At 40.6% G+C, this 13767-nt stretch carries 14 protein-coding genes; 9 read left to right on the top strand and 5 right to left on the bottom strand.

Features of this window, described 5'->3' with window-relative positions:
• Positions 1 to 5 precede the first annotated feature (5 nt).
• The 3 genes from uspE to AB6T38_RS03870 all read left to right on the top strand — a co-directional run bounded on the left by uspE (position 6) and on the right by AB6T38_RS03870 (position 3038).
• Positions 6 to 938, top strand: coding sequence for a universal stress protein UspE (uspE, locus tag AB6T38_RS03880; RefSeq protein WP_372546076.1), 933 nt, complete (start codon positions 6 to 8; stop codon positions 936 to 938).
• Positions 939 to 1073: 135 nt separating this feature from the next.
• Positions 1074 to 1961 carry a tRNA 2-thiocytidine(32) synthetase TtcA gene (gene ttcA, locus AB6T38_RS03875; RefSeq protein WP_372546328.1) on the top strand — a complete coding sequence of 296 codons (888 nt, stop codon included), beginning with the start codon at positions 1074 to 1076 and terminating at the stop codon, positions 1959 to 1961.
• A 15-nt stretch (positions 1962 to 1976) separates the two neighbouring features.
• Positions 1977 to 3038 carry a patatin-like phospholipase family protein gene (locus AB6T38_RS03870; RefSeq protein ID WP_372546075.1) on the top strand — a complete coding sequence of 354 codons (1062 nt, stop codon included), beginning with the start codon at positions 1977 to 1979 and terminating at the stop codon, positions 3036 to 3038.
• A 10-nt stretch (positions 3039 to 3048) separates the two neighbouring features.
• Here AB6T38_RS03870 and AB6T38_RS03865 read toward each other — a convergent pair whose 3' ends face one another.
• From AB6T38_RS03865 to cobB, 5 genes are read right to left on the bottom strand one after another with little or no spacing between them, the layout of a single operon-like run.
• On the bottom strand, positions 3049 to 3678 hold the full coding sequence (locus tag AB6T38_RS03865) for a DUF2987 domain-containing protein (RefSeq protein ID WP_372546074.1): 630 nt from the start codon (positions 3676 to 3678) through the stop codon (positions 3049 to 3051).
• Entirely contained in the window at positions 3675 to 4484 is an 810-nt protein-coding gene (locus AB6T38_RS03860) for a glucosaminidase domain-containing protein (RefSeq protein ID WP_372546327.1), read from the bottom strand. Before AB6T38_RS03860 ends, AB6T38_RS03865 begins: the two co-directional genes overlap by 4 nt.
• A complete protein-coding gene (locus AB6T38_RS03855) occupies positions 4477 to 5235 on the bottom strand; it encodes a hypothetical protein (RefSeq protein ID WP_372546073.1) in 759 nt (252 codons plus the stop codon). The genes AB6T38_RS03860 and AB6T38_RS03855 overlap by 8 nt, the downstream gene beginning before the upstream one ends.
• 19 nt (positions 5236 to 5254) lie before the next feature.
• Positions 5255 to 5911, bottom strand: a complete 657-nt coding sequence (locus AB6T38_RS03850) for a LysE family translocator (protein ID WP_372546072.1) — start codon at positions 5909 to 5911, stop codon at positions 5255 to 5257.
• Positions 5911 to 6630 (bottom strand): Sir2 family NAD+-dependent deacetylase, encoded by a 720-nt coding sequence (gene cobB, locus AB6T38_RS03845; RefSeq protein WP_372546071.1) that lies wholly within the window; start codon positions 6628 to 6630, stop codon positions 5911 to 5913. Before cobB ends, AB6T38_RS03850 begins: the two co-directional genes overlap by 1 nt.
• 23 nt (positions 6631 to 6653) lie before the next feature.
• Between cobB and AB6T38_RS03840 the strand changes: the two genes are divergently transcribed.
• The 6 genes from AB6T38_RS03840 to AB6T38_RS03815 all read left to right on the top strand — a co-directional run bounded on the left by AB6T38_RS03840 (position 6654) and on the right by AB6T38_RS03815 (position 13735).
• Positions 6654 to 7544, top strand: a complete 891-nt coding sequence (locus AB6T38_RS03840; protein WP_372546070.1) for a MurR/RpiR family transcriptional regulator — start codon at positions 6654 to 6656, stop codon at positions 7542 to 7544.
• An 83-nt stretch (positions 7545 to 7627) separates the two neighbouring features.
• On the top strand, positions 7628 to 8812 hold the full coding sequence (locus AB6T38_RS03835) for an amidase (protein WP_372546069.1): 1185 nt from the start codon (positions 7628 to 7630) through the stop codon (positions 8810 to 8812).
• Positions 8812 to 10407, top strand: a complete 1596-nt coding sequence (locus AB6T38_RS03830) for a gamma-glutamyltransferase family protein (RefSeq protein ID WP_372546068.1) — start codon at positions 8812 to 8814, stop codon at positions 10405 to 10407. Before AB6T38_RS03835 ends, AB6T38_RS03830 begins: the two co-directional genes overlap by 1 nt.
• 19 nt (positions 10408 to 10426) lie before the next feature.
• Positions 10427 to 11248 (top strand): sulfite exporter TauE/SafE family protein, encoded by an 822-nt coding sequence (locus AB6T38_RS03825; RefSeq protein ID WP_372546067.1) that lies wholly within the window; start codon positions 10427 to 10429, stop codon positions 11246 to 11248.
• Between the two features lie 8 nt (positions 11249 to 11256).
• Positions 11257 to 12480 (top strand): alanine--glyoxylate aminotransferase family protein, encoded by a 1224-nt coding sequence (locus AB6T38_RS03820; protein WP_372546066.1) that lies wholly within the window; start codon positions 11257 to 11259, stop codon positions 12478 to 12480.
• A gap of 1 nt (position 12481) precedes the next feature.
• Complete coding sequence (locus AB6T38_RS03815) at positions 12482 to 13735, top strand: allantoate amidohydrolase (RefSeq protein ID WP_372546065.1); 1254 nt, start codon at positions 12482 to 12484, stop codon at positions 13733 to 13735.
• The last annotated feature ends 32 nt before the right edge of the window (positions 13736 to 13767 follow it).

Genomic DNA, 13767 nt, shown 5'->3' with positions numbered 1-13767 from the left:
AACTAATGTCCATATTTAACAAAATACTAGCCGTTGTAGACCCGACCACTGATGATCAGAAAGCGTTTAAACGTGCTCTCTTACTGGCACAAAAAACGGGGGCAAGTGTTACTGCCTTTCTTTCCATTTACGATTTCTCGTATGAAATGACCACTATGTTAACCGTAGATGAACGAGAAACAATGCGCCAAGCTGTGGTGGATGATAAAACTGATTGGCTAGCCAATATCGTTGAGCCCTTGTCAGCTAACTCTTCAACCTCTGTAGATATCAAAGTAGTTTGGCATAATCGTCCTTATGAAAGTGTCTTATTTGAGGTGATTGACCACAGTTATGACTTAATTGTAAAAGGCACTCACGAGCACGACACCTTGAAATCGGTTATTTTCACCCCTACCGATTGGCATATATTAAGAAAATCACCCGTGCCTGTATTGCTTGTCAAAGAACATGACTGGCCAAGCAATGGCAACATTTTAGCGGCTGTAGATGTGGGTAGCGAAGATGATGAGCACCATAGTTTAAATAGAACCATTACGAAAACTGCAGGGATGATGGCTGATTTATTAGAAGGCAAAGTCAACCTTGTTAACTCTTACCCTGGGACACCGGTGAATATTGCCATAGAAATTCCAGAGTTTGATCCCGTTGGTTATACGGAATCAGTCAAGCAGCATCATGCTAAATGTATGCTTGAACATGCACAACAATTCAATATACCTCAAGAAAACCAGCATCTAAGTGAAGGTTTACCTGAAGATGTGATCCCATCAGTTGCTAAAACCATAGATGCAGAGTTAGTAGTGATTGGAACTGTAGGTCGAACAGGGATTACCGCAGCTCTTATTGGTAATACCGCTGAACACACGATCGACTCTCTCAATTGTGATGTTTTAGCCATAAAACCTGAAGGTTTTGAGTGTCCACTCAAGCACTAGTAATACATTAGCAATATCAGAGCAGAACTTTACCTAAAACATTTGAAATTAGAGTGTTTATGTCCTTTATGAGGACAGGTATAATCTGCGCTGATTGCAATGTTTTCTAGGAATATAATGAGTAAGATCGAGTCTCTGTCTGAGAGTAAAAAATACAGTTTCAATAAACTTCAAAAGCGCTTAAGACGAAATGTAGGTAAAGCAATCGCCGATTTCAACATGATCGAGGATGGCGATAAAGTGATGGTTTGCCTGTCTGGCGGTAAAGACAGTTACACTATGCTCGATATTTTGATGTTTCTAAAAAGAATTGCCCCTATAAAGTTTGAAATTATTGCGGTTAATTTAGATCAAAAACAACCTGGCTTCCCCGCGGATGTACTTCCAAGATACTTAGAAAATTTACAAGTACCTTATGAAATTGTCACCGAAGATACCTATTCCATCGTCAAAGATAAAATTCCAGAGGGCAAAACCACTTGTTCCCTTTGTTCAAGGTTACGTAGAGGAATACTGTATAAAACGGCAATACGTTTGGGGGCGACAAAAATCGCTTTGGGACATCACCGCGATGACATGCTCGAAACCTTATTTCTGAACATGTTTCATGGGGGACGCTTAAAATCTATGCCTCCAAAACTCGTCAGCGATGATGGTAAACAAATGGTTATACGACCATTAGCCTATTGCTCTGAAAAAGAAATAACCCAGTATTCCGAACTACTTGAATTTCCGATTATTCCCTGCAATTTGTGTGGCTCTCAAGAGAACTTGCAACGTAAGGTGATTAAAAACATGCTAACAGATTGGAATCAGCGTTTTCCGGGTAGAATAGAGAGTATGTTTAAAGCGATGCAAAATGTGGTTCCTTCCCATCTTGCTGACAATCAATTTTTCGACTTTAAAACTTTAGAAACACAACAAACACCGTTTGAAAACGGTGATATTGGATTTGATCAAGAAGACTTTTCGTCGCCATCCATTAGTAATGATGACACCGTAAATATTATCAATATAAGTTAAGGATCACTTCAATAGATGAAAATTGGATTAGCGTTAGGAAGCGGAGCCGCTCGAGGCTGGGCGCATATCGGAATTATTCAAGCCTTAGAAGAGCTTGGTATTGAAGTAGATGTAGTGGCAGGTTGTTCAATAGGTGCTTACGTTGGTGCCGCTTATGCGAGTAATAAATTAGAACCTCTTGCACAATGGGCTAGTTCTTTATCTGAGTGGCAAGTACTTGGGCTTATGGGGGTTGGCTTTCGTAAAGGCGGACTTGCCAGTGGTATAAAAGTATTTAAAGCCCTTGAAGAGAATTTTTGTGAACGAGAGTTTGAACAATTATCCAAACCATTAGGTGTAGTAGCCACCGATCTCTATAGTGGTAAAGAGGTTTCTTTTACCCAAGGCCCATTAGCCGAAGCGGTGAGAGCATCCTGTGCAATACCCGCTCTTTTTCCGCCAATTGCTTTTAAAGGAAGATGGTTAGTGGATGGTGCTGTGGTAAATCCTGTACCAGTAAACTTATGCCGTCAACTTGGAGCTGATTTCGTTTTTGCGGTCAATTTAAGTGCCGATTTTAGACCTGAAATTCAAGCTCAATATCAGTTGGAACATGAAAATAATCAGAAGCGAACCAATGATTTTTTCAATAAAAGTCACTCGTTTATGCAACGTATTTTTAGTGGTAGATTTAAAAAAGACAGCGAAATTGATGAAGAGGATCTTGAGTCCTTAGAAGATTTAGAGAATATGTCTTTGCATGAAAATGACGAATTGGAAAATGAAGAAGTTTCCCCTTCGTTAGAAATTGATAAGGAAAAACCAGAAAATATAGAAACAGAGTTCACAACTAGCAAAATGAAATTAACCGACAACACCCCTAGCATGTTAGGCGTAATGTCGAACTCTCTTGATATTCTTCAAGCAAGAGTAACGCGTTCTCGTTTAGCCGGAGATCCACCGGATATCCTCATCGAACCTCAACTAAGAGACTTCGGCATCATGGAGTTCCATCGTGCCGCTGAGCTAATTGAAGAGGGACGCCAGAGTGTGAAACGAGTCGCAGCGCAAATTAAATATCAATTACGTCTGGACTAAGTTTTTAAGTTTACTTTGTTATTGCTGTAATTCTGTACGGGGCCTCAGAAAAGCTCACCTGAGCGCCCTGCTCTAACCAATCCTCACTGACTACAACATGATGTTCATCTACGTATAATGCATCCGGTATCGAGTCTCTATCAATGTTATCGAAATAAAACTGTAACCCGCTAACTGGAGGCATTAGGAATGAAAGAAAACTTCCCATATCGTCGAAAAATATAGCGTACTGTTGATACAAATCTTGTAATTCTTGATGAGTGTATTGGGTTTGCAAATAACTGGGTTTTGTTTCCAATTGCACTGACATGTCACACTGATTACTATTTTCACCCAGTTCAAGTTCTACTACAGCTTTAGCTTGTTTTAAGGCTTTTTCGGTCGGTAATAAAAAACGATATTCTGGGGTAATGGTAACCGGAAGGGTTACTTTTTGAGTGACGATATTCGCACTTTGAATTTGGCACAAGCCACCGTTTCTAACATTTTTAAAACCAAATGCGAATTGTAATGCGGGCGTCTCTTCATTATCGATTTTTTTAAGATGGCTATAAAAGCTAGAATACTCAACAGACAGCGTATCAGCCAAAGCAGAACTACAAAAAGTAACCAAAATAAAAATAAAGCTTAAAAATTTCATGCGGGTAAAAACTTCCTATTAAAACGTATCATTTGTATGAGCTCTTTAATGTACTCGTCACCGCGTTCGGAGTAATTTTTCAAGCCTTTTGCTAACTTTTCAGCGGTAATTTGTTGATTACTGTTACGTAATTTGGCTCGTATGTCGCGCAACTGAGCGTAAGCCTGGTGACGGTTAATATTTCGAAAATATGTACTTACAGCATACTCTAAACTGGTAAATTTAGCCACTTCATGAACCGCCCCTTCATTACGACGTTTAGGAACGAAGCCACAGCCCTCTCGAAAGCACCAAAGACCGAAGAAGTTAAAACCTTGCTTGGCAAATCTTGAGGTCCCCCAAGCCGACTCATTGGCGGCCTGCATAAGCACTAATTCAGCGGGTATCACATCAACTTTACGCAATAAACAACTTACTATTTCTGATAACTCTTGTTTAGGATCAACACGGTATTCCGTGATCAATGAATCTAACCTTGTTTGTTGCAGAGTATTTAAAGGCTGATTTTGTTCAATCACACTTTTAATTTCTTTTAGAAATGTTCGTTTTTCAATAATAACCCTATTGTGATGGCGTATTGCCGGCAGTAAGTAGTTAAAAAATGCTTTTTTCCTAACCACCACTGGAAAAATTTCAGAGAAATTAGGCATTTTCTGTTCAGTATATGGTGCAATATTTTGCTCATCAAAAGGATCTAACTTCTTTGGTGGGAACAGAAAAGGATAACTTAATACTACTGCGCCAAACACCCAGATCACCAATAGATAGAGAATACGTCTGGGTGTTGGGAAGTCGAGGTTACGCATCAAATGTAGTGTCTCCGTCAGACCCATTTTGTTGGCTCTGGTAGTTAAAGTTATTGCTACTGCTGCCATATCCAAAAAGTTCACAATACAGCAAACCATTAATATTATAATAGAAGGGTAAAAATAGTATTAAACCAATCCCAAACGAAAGAATTGAAAGCACTAACAACACTAAAAATACTGCGTATAAAACAGTGAATGGAAATAAGTAACGATTAACCATTTTAATGGAAAGTATCAATGCGGCGATTGGCGTGAGGTTTTTATCCGCGACCAAAAGGACCGCAAAACTGGTTACTATCATTAAATATAAGCCTGGCAAAATAAAAAGCGCCATACCTGCTTTGGTTACAATTAAAATAAATGCGGTCACTAAACAAATAGGAAGTGCTTGGCCTAGTTTGGAAAATAAAAACCTAACAGATGCTAATTCTTTCAAATGAGACTTCGCTCCTTGCAACATTAAAGCGGCAGTCATTGGCGCTAAAAGCAGTTGAATTATTAAGTCCAAGGTCATCAAATGGCCCTGAGTAAACTGCTCCATGGATTGAATTCCATTATATTTAATGTATATAAGCGCAATCACCATGCTTAGTACAAACACAACCAACAGCATTTGTAGAAAGACTAAAATACTACCCATAGTATTTTCGAAGCCCTTGGCTAATATACTTTTCAAATCAAAGTTATATCCGCCATTAAGGTTTTGCTTAATCAGCTCCGAATGGCTTTTTTCATTAGGTTTAAACATCAATAATTCTTTAATTAATTTAAGTGGAAAAAACTAGGTTTACGGCCAGCACTATTAGTATCACTCCCATGAATCGATCAAATATATGACCATTTTTCTGCAACGATGATCGAATTTTCGTTCCACTCATTAGGTAGGATAAAAAACAAAACCAAACACCAGTGGCAAAGGCTAAATAAATACCATAGCTAACTTTAATTAGCATTGGTGTGTGCGGAGATACGGCTACAGCAAATACAGTCAAAAAAAACAAAGTTGCTTTAGGATTCAATCCATTCGTCATTAAACCAATTAGAAATGACTTTTTATCGGATGTAAGTTGCTTTTTTGCTGATTCAGCTTCTAATGATACACTATTTTCAAGAGAAATAGGTTTACTGCGGATCGCCCCCCACCCCAAATATAACAAGTACGCTGCAGCGACATAAGCAAAACCTTGAAATAACCAAGGTTTGGTTTTAATTAAGATGCCGATGCCTAACAATGAATAGGCCACGTGAATTAGAATCCCCACTCCAACGCCTACACTGGTAAACATAGCTGAACGCCTACCACTGCTGATACTTTGTTTTAAAACCACTGCAAAATCGGGACCAGGGCTGGCAACTGCGAAAAAATGTAATGTAGCGATTGCGGCAAATTCTAACCAATAAGGACTAAAATCAGGTAAATTCATTATTTTATTAACGACTCAATATAATTGGGAATCACTTCTGTGGCTGGCCCATAATAACTTTCAGAAAAAGCGCTAAAACCGTTACTGGGTTCTAAATTTAGCTCTACACAATGGGCTCCATGAAAACTGGCCTGCTCAACAAAACCGGCTGCAGGATATACGTTTCCTGAGGTTCCTACAGAAATAAATAGATCTGCACTGCTTAAGGCTTGAGAAATTTCGTCCATATACAACGGCATCTCACCAAACCAAACGATATTTGGACGGACCATATTAGGTTTTTGACAACATTCGCATTGGCTATTTTGATCATAGGAATCTGTTGTCTTGTTCACTTTTTGACTACCTAAACAACGGTAACTGAGCAAGTCACCATGCATATGTAAAAGTCGCTTTGAACCAGCTCGCTCATGTAAATCATCAACATTTTGTGTGATCAAAAGAAAGTTGTCCTGCAAATATTCTTCTAATTTAGCTAACGCTAAATGCCCTTTATTAGGGGCTATTTCTGGGGACTGTAGCTGCGCTCTACGTTGATTATAAAAACGATAAACTAATTCAGGATTACGAGCAAAAGCTTCAGGTGTAGCCACATCTTCTACCCGGTGCTTTTCCCATAAACCATCGTTATCTCTAAAGGTTTTCAAACCCGATTCCGCAGAAATTCCGGCACCAGTTAATACCACCACTTTGCAAGATTTCGAGAAGCTTTCAATCATGATTTGTCGTTAATTCCTTATTTATGAAACGTTTAAACTTTGTAGATGACGCGCTTTTAGTTACACTAGCTCTGGATTTACTCATTATCGTGGAAAATGGTTTGCCAAAATCTAAATTTGTAAAACTGATCTCTCAATCTTACCAGCAGCTGTCTCCCAATGGGCGTAAAATTGCAAATTATCTGCAACAAAATCCCACCGACGTTTTAACGTTATCAGTTGCTGAGATTGCCCAAATCACCCTAACGTCAAAAGCAACCGTTAGCCGATTCTTTCGCCAACTAGGCTATGACAACCTGCAGCAAGTGAAGGAGCAAATGCGTAATGCTCGCAATGCTGGTGTACCTTTAGGCGCAGCCCATAAAAACAATGATTATATTACTCAGGAATTAGACCGAATAAAACAAACTTGGGATAATGTTAAGTCGGAAGATATAAACCAATTAGTTGAGTCAATCACGCAGGCTTCTAGAATTACCTTAATCGGTTTTCGAAATAGTTATCCCGTGGCAATGCATTTTCGACAGCAACTTCTACAAATTCGCGGTAAAGTCAGGTTACTCCCCCTACCCGGTCAAACATTGGGTGAAGAAATAGAGGATATATCCAACGATGAATTGGTGATTATTATTGCCTTTCGTCGACGCCCTAAAATTGTAGAAAAACTAATTGAGCTAATTCCTAAAGAACAACTTGTATTAATGGCCGACCCTTCGGCACAAATATACAAAGAAAAAGTAAACCAATTGTTTATATGTCAACTTGGACAAGAACTACCTTTAGACAGTTATTCTGCTCCTATGAGTGTGATTTCGGTGATCTGTAATCAAATCCTTAATTCTGAAATATACGCTAAACAGAATCGTATCGATGCAATATCAAAATTGTTCAATCAATTAGATGAATTAGAATAAAACTCGCATTTACCGATTTGTTTCTCTTGACTAATTGGTGAAACAGTTGTTTCATAGGGTCATGTTTAATTAAGATTGGTTTCATGAACTTCTCATTTCACTCGCCATTCGTACTACCCGTTAAATTAGATATAAACAAAACAACTAACCACGCGAAATCTCAGCCCTTAAAAGGTTGGACTCTGGCTGTTAAAGATTTGTTTGATATTGACGGGATGGTCACAACTGCTGGAAACCCTGATTGGGCAGCAACACATCCGATTGCAACACAAACATCGGAGACGGTCGCTCGCCTACTTGATGCAGGTGCTGAATTTGTAGGCAAAACCATTACTGATGAATTAGCCTACAGCCTAAATGGTCAAAACATTCATTACCCTGCTTTAATAAACTGTTTGGACAAAGATCGAATCAGTGGTGGCTCTTCAAGCGGAACGGTTGTAGCAGTCGGGCGCAATTTAGCACGGATTGGTCTGGGTACAGATACCGGTGGTTCTATTCGTGTTCCAGCCAGTTATAATAATTTGATCGGATTTAGACCTACCCATGGTTTAATCTCATTAAAAAATGTGGTGCCCCTTGCCCCTTCATTTGATACACCAGGCTGGATCACAAGAACAATTGAAGATGCCCTCGAAGTTGCTAAGTGTTTGATAGCCAATCAACAAACAGAAGACACACCCTTTAATACACCTGTAGCGCTAACAGATCTCATTGAGTCAGCTCAACATAAGGTTGAAATTGAGCAATGGCTAAAAACAACTTTTCCAGTTGGCGTGTCGAAAAGCCATGCAATCAATGCAGAAGATGTTGAAAAAGCAGCCAATGCATTTAGAGTATTACAAGGACGAGAAATCTGGCAAACTCATGGTGAGTGGATAACAAATTCACAACCTACGTTTGCAGATGATATTCGACAACGCTTTGAATGGTGTGAAACCCTGACTAAAGATGACGAATTAGTCGCCATTGAACAGCAGCAAGCATTGAAAAATAAGGTTTCTGCACTTTTAACACAAGACCAATATTTACTTTTACCGACAACTCCTGGTCCAGCGCCAAGAATTGATACCTCCGCATCAGAAATTGCAGAATATAGAAAAAAACTAATGCAATTTACCTGTATTGCCGGTTTAACAGGTTGTCCACAACTACATATGCCGCTATTTAAACAGCATAATACAGCCTATGGTTTATCGATTTTGGGTCCTAAAAATAGCGATTTATCGTTATTACGTTTAGGCCAAAAACTTATGGGAACTGCTTAATGAAACACAAAGTACAAAATATAGAACATACTTCTACCACTACAGGTTTTACTGCTCCCCATTACGCCGCAGCACAAGCCGGTCAGCATATATTAGACACTGGTGGCACTGCCATAGAGGCGATGGTTGCTGCGGCAGCCTCTATCGCTGTGGTTTATCCCCATATGAATGGTTTAGGGGGAGATGGCTTCTGGATTATTAGTGAGCCAGGTAAAGCGCCTGTGGGGATTGATGCTAGCGGTTGCGCTGCTAATCTTGCCACATCAGAATTTTATCAGGATCTATCGGCAATCCCCTCTCGAGGAGGAAAAGCCGCCTTAACCATGGCCGGAGCAGTATCGGGCTGGCAAAAAGCGTTAGAAATTAGCCAACAGTGGCAGGCAAATAAACCGTTAAACGAATTATTATCTACCGCTATTGGTCAAGCCGAATGGGGATTAGAAGTTACCCAAAGTTTAACCGATGCCAGTTTTAAAACTTTCGATGAATTACATGATAGCCCTCCTTTTGATCAGTTTTTGATCAAAGGAAAAGCCCTTAAAAAAGGCAAAATTGTTAAATTGCCGAAGTTGGCAAAAACCTTATCGCAACTCGCTGAGAAAGGCTTAGAGGATTTTTACCGTGGTGAAATCGGTAAAAATTTAGCGGCTGACTTAACGGCAGCGGGTTCACCACTACGTGAAAATGATTTTGCAGACTATCAAGCAAAGATAGTTAAGCCTCTGAGTATCGACATTTCCGCTGGTAAACTATATAACCTTGGTGCGCCCACTCAAGGTGTTGCGTCTTTATTGATCTTGGCATTGTTCGACAAAGTAAAACATTTAGCTTCTGGTGAACATGAATATCCTCATTTATTAGTGGAATGTACCAAACAAGCGTTCTTAATACGTAATCAATTTGTCTCCGATGAAAGTCGATTAGAGCGCCCTTTAGAAGACATGCTTGATGATTCTATCGTCGATGCCCTTGCCGCAAAAATCAGCGCTGATAAAGCGTTAGGTTGGCCTAACGAAGCAAAATTAGGTGATACGGTTTGGATGGGAGCTTGTGATAGCTCAGGCAGAATGGTGAGCTATATTCAGAGTTTATACTGGGAATTTGGTAGCGGTGTAGTCTCAGATTCAACGGGTATTGTTTGGAATAATCGCGGCACATCATTTAGCTTAGATGCCGATTCAAACCAATATTTACAGCCAGGATTAAAACCTTTTCATACCTTGAACCCAGCATTCGCAGAACTCAACGATGGGCGACGCATAAGTTACGGCACTATGGGTGGCGAAGGGCAACCACAAACTCAGGGGGCTATTTTTAGTCGACATGTTTTCCAAAATCTCCCCCTGGACGAAGCCATTAAATCTCCTCGTTGGTTGTTAGGCCGCACTTGGGGTGATCAATCTCACAACTTAAAAATCGAAGCTGACATTGATAGCCAGATCCTCGAGTCCTTGCAGGCTAAAGGACATGATATTGCCATTGTTCCCCCTAATAATGAAATGATGGGCCACGCAGGCATGATAGTACGTAAACCAGATGGCCAAGTCAGGGCAGCTACGGATCCACGTAGCGACGGCAAAGCATTCCCTTACTAAAAAAGAGAAGTAATAGTATATGGATTTAATTATCGAAAATTACCCAACCATATTGGCGCTAATGGCGACAGGTGTGTTTGCGGGTATTTTAGCCGGTTTACTCGGTGTGGGTGGTGGTATTGTCATCGTTCCCGTATTGTATTTTTTGTTTCAACACTTTGGTGTAGAACCAAGTTCAGCTATGTTAATTGCCACTGCCACGTCATTGGCAACCATTGTCCCTACATCCATTAGTTCGATACGCTCCCATCGCAAGAAAGGCAATGTGGATTTCGAATTATTAAAATTTTGGTGGATCTTTGTTTTATTAGGCGTACTTATTGGCAGCTTCTTGGTGACTATCGTTAATGGATACTGGTTAACCTTAATGTTTGCCATTATCGCCACGTTGGCGGCATTAAATATGCTGTTTAGAGCGTCTAAACCGCCTATTTTTAATCAGCTACCTAGACGCCCAGGTCAGAGTATTATAGCCAGTATCATCGGCATGCTTAGTTCTATGGTAGGCATTGGCGGTGGTACTTTATCAGTGCCTATTTTAACCGCGTTCAACTACCCGGCCCATAAAGCCGTAGGAACAGCTGCAGCCATTGGTCTGATCATTTCTTTACCAGGTGCCCTTACCATGTTGATTTTAGGTCAAACACCTATAGATGCTCCAATTTTCACGTATGGATTGGTTAACTTAGTGGGCTTTATTTGTATTGTCCCTCTTACCGTACTGTTTGCCCCAGTCGGTGCCACACTTGGCGCTAAACTTGATGGTAATTTATTAAAAAGAGTGTTCGCTGTTGCCCTGTTAATAACAGGTGGCCGAATGCTTATTCAAGTTCTACTTTAAGGAGAATCATGTCTTTACTTAGTCCTCCACCTCGCCTTTTGATGGGGCCAGGTCCAATAAATTGTTATCCGCGGGTTCTCAATGCTATGTCAACTCAGTTAGTTGGCCAATATGATCCCGTTATGACCGGTTACATGAATGAAGTCATGTCATTATATCGAGGTGTGTTTAACACTGAAAATGACGCAACATTGTTAATCGATGGCACATCCAGAGCAGGCATTGAAGCAGTTTTAGTTTCCTGTATTGAGCCAGGTGACGACGTACTTGTGCCTGTATTTGGCCGGTTCGGGCACTTGTTGGCGGAAATAAGTGAACGGGCTGGAGCTAAAGTTCACACCATAGAAGCCCCCTGGGGTGAAGTCTTCCAGCCAGAGCAAATTGAAGATGCAATTAAAAAGGTTCGTCCGAAAGTATTGGCTTTGGTGCAAGGAGATACGTCTACCACCATGCTCCAGCCGTTAGAAAGTATTGGCGATATCTGCGAAAAATACGATGTTTTATTTTACAGCGATGCCACAGCTTCAATTGGCGGTAACCCGTTTAAAACCGATGAATGGAAATTAGATGCAGTTTCAGTGGGTTTACAAAAGTGTCTTGGTGGTCCCTCAGGCAGCGCACCAATTACGTTGAGTGAAAAATACGTTCAACGGGTAAGACAAAGACAGCATGTTGAAGCGGGTATTCGCAGTGAACAGCACGCTGATGGTTTAGGCTTGCGTATACGCTCAAATTATTTCGATATTCCAATGATTTTAGATTATTGGGGTGAAGAACGTCTAAATCATCATACTGAAGCAACGTCTATGTTGTACGCAGCCCGTGAATGTGCCCGGCAACTATTAGACGAAGGTGTGGAAAACAGTATTCAGCGACACAAGTTACATGGTGATGCCATGCTTGCCGGTGTTAAGGGCTTGAACTTAAGACCCTTTGGCGATTTAAAACATAAAATGAATAATGTTGTGGGAGTTTATATTCCTGACAATGTTAATGGTGAACAGATTAGAGAACAATTGTTACACCAATACAATATCGAAATTGGCACTTCATTTGGCCCCCTACACGGAAAAATATGGCGAATCGGAACCATGGGCTATAACGCCAGAAAAGACACGGTTTTACACACATTACAAGCACTTGAAAACACATTGAGACGCGCTGGCCACCAGTTGCAGTCTGGCTTAGCCACTGATATGGCCTTTGATGTTTACGCAAAACAGGAGAACTAAAATGTTTACTTCCTATGTTCAAAATGTCCTCCAACGCTGTGATGAATTAGCGATGATCAGCCAAAACCCCGATTACATAGATCGTCGCTATTTGACAAATGAACATAAACTCGCGAATAAATTAGTGGCGTCTTGGATGGAACAAGCCAAGATGCGCACATGGCAAGATGAAGCTGGTAATCAATGGGGATGTTATCAAAGCCCTTACGAAAATGCTGAAACCTTAGTAATTGGTAGTCATTTAGATACCGTTCCCAATAGTGGTAAATACGATGGAATTTTAGGGGTACTTTTACCCTTAGGGTTAATGCAATGGTTCGCAGATAAATCCATCGATTTACCGTTTAATCTTGAGATCGTAGGTTTTGCGGATGAAGAAGGCACTCGTTTCGGAACCACCTTATTAGGCAGTAGAGCCGTGGCAGGCACTTGGTTAGACCGTTGGGCAGGTTTGTTAGATAAAAATGAAGTAACCGTTGCCGCCGCACTCAGAGAGTTTGGGCTAAACATCAATAATATCCATAATGCCAGTAGAGCAGAAAGTAACATAATGGGGTTTGTTGAAGTTCACATTGAACAAGGTCCTGTTTTAGAAAGTCAGCATTTACCGGTGGGAATTGTTAGCGGAATAGCCGGTGCCAAGCGTTATAAAATTGATATTGAAGGTCACGCTGGACACGCCGGGACTGTCCCTATGGCATTACGTCAAGATGCTATAGCTGGGGCAGCTGAAATGATTTTAGCTATTGAACAAGCTGCCATTGAGCATGAAGTTGTAGCCACTGTTGGCCAGATTCAATCGCAAACAAATGCTGTAAACGTCATAAGTGGTAACGTCACTATTAGTTTAGATGTACGTAGCTTAGATAATGATAAACGTGACCAGTGCATCGAACAGATCAAACAAAAACTGGCGCATATTGCACAAATGCGTGGGCTTAAAGTGGCTGAACATTTAACTCACGAAGCCGATGCGACACTTTGCCACCCTGAGATCATGGCACAACTCGAAACGGCTTGCGAAATAAACAACATCAAACCTTTTGTATTGAGTTCAGGTGCTGGGCATGACGCAATGGCAATGGCTGATCTGTGTCCTACAGGAATGTTGTTTGTAAGATGTGCTAAAGGAATTAGTCATAACCCTGCGGAGTCCGTTAACTTCGAAGACGTTAGAGATAGCCTATTGGTATTAAAATCTTATGTGGAGCAATTAGCAAAGCAATATGGTGAAAGTAGCGAGCTTGTGGCCTAGAGCGCACTAATTTCACCGCAAATTACACAAAA

The organism is Aliiglaciecola sp. SL4, from assembly GCF_041538045.1.
Lineage (GTDB): Bacteria > Pseudomonadota > Gammaproteobacteria > Enterobacterales > Alteromonadaceae > Aliiglaciecola.
Note: the sequence above shows the minus strand (reverse complement) of the source record. Positions and strands in the feature narration are given on the sequence as shown.

What these genes read in the sequence shown, in the direction of transcription:
- AB6T38_RS03855 (WP_372546073.1), bottom strand. Translation starts at nt 5,235, where the DNA reads ATGTTTAAACCTAATGAAAAAAGCCATTCGGAGCTGATTAAGCAAAAC.
- AB6T38_RS03860 (WP_372546327.1), bottom strand. Translation starts at nt 4,484, where the DNA reads ATGCGTAACCTCGACTTCCCAACACCCAGACGTATTCTCTATCTATTG.
- AB6T38_RS03830 (WP_372546068.1), top strand. Translation starts at nt 8,812, where the DNA reads ATGAAACACAAAGTACAAAATATAGAACATACTTCTACCACTACAGGT.
- AB6T38_RS03850 (WP_372546072.1), bottom strand. Translation starts at nt 5,911, where the DNA reads ATGAATTTACCTGATTTTAGTCCTTATTGGTTAGAATTTGCCGCAATC.
- AB6T38_RS03840 (WP_372546070.1), top strand. Translation starts at nt 6,654, where the DNA reads ATGAAACGTTTAAACTTTGTAGATGACGCGCTTTTAGTTACACTAGCT.
- AB6T38_RS03820 (WP_372546066.1), top strand. Translation starts at nt 11,257, where the DNA reads ATGTCTTTACTTAGTCCTCCACCTCGCCTTTTGATGGGGCCAGGTCCA.
- AB6T38_RS03835 (WP_372546069.1), top strand. Translation starts at nt 7,628, where the DNA reads ATGAACTTCTCATTTCACTCGCCATTCGTACTACCCGTTAAATTAGAT.
- AB6T38_RS03815 (WP_372546065.1), top strand. Translation starts at nt 12,482, where the DNA reads ATGTTTACTTCCTATGTTCAAAATGTCCTCCAACGCTGTGATGAATTA.
- AB6T38_RS03865 (WP_372546074.1), bottom strand. Translation starts at nt 3,678, where the DNA reads ATGAAATTTTTAAGCTTTATTTTTATTTTGGTTACTTTTTGTAGTTCT.
- cobB (WP_372546071.1), bottom strand. Translation starts at nt 6,630, where the DNA reads ATGATTGAAAGCTTCTCGAAATCTTGCAAAGTGGTGGTATTAACTGGT.
- uspE (WP_372546076.1), top strand. Translation starts at nt 6, where the DNA reads ATGTCCATATTTAACAAAATACTAGCCGTTGTAGACCCGACCACTGAT.
- AB6T38_RS03870 (WP_372546075.1), top strand. Translation starts at nt 1,977, where the DNA reads ATGAAAATTGGATTAGCGTTAGGAAGCGGAGCCGCTCGAGGCTGGGCG.
- AB6T38_RS03825 (WP_372546067.1), top strand. Translation starts at nt 10,427, where the DNA reads ATGGATTTAATTATCGAAAATTACCCAACCATATTGGCGCTAATGGCG.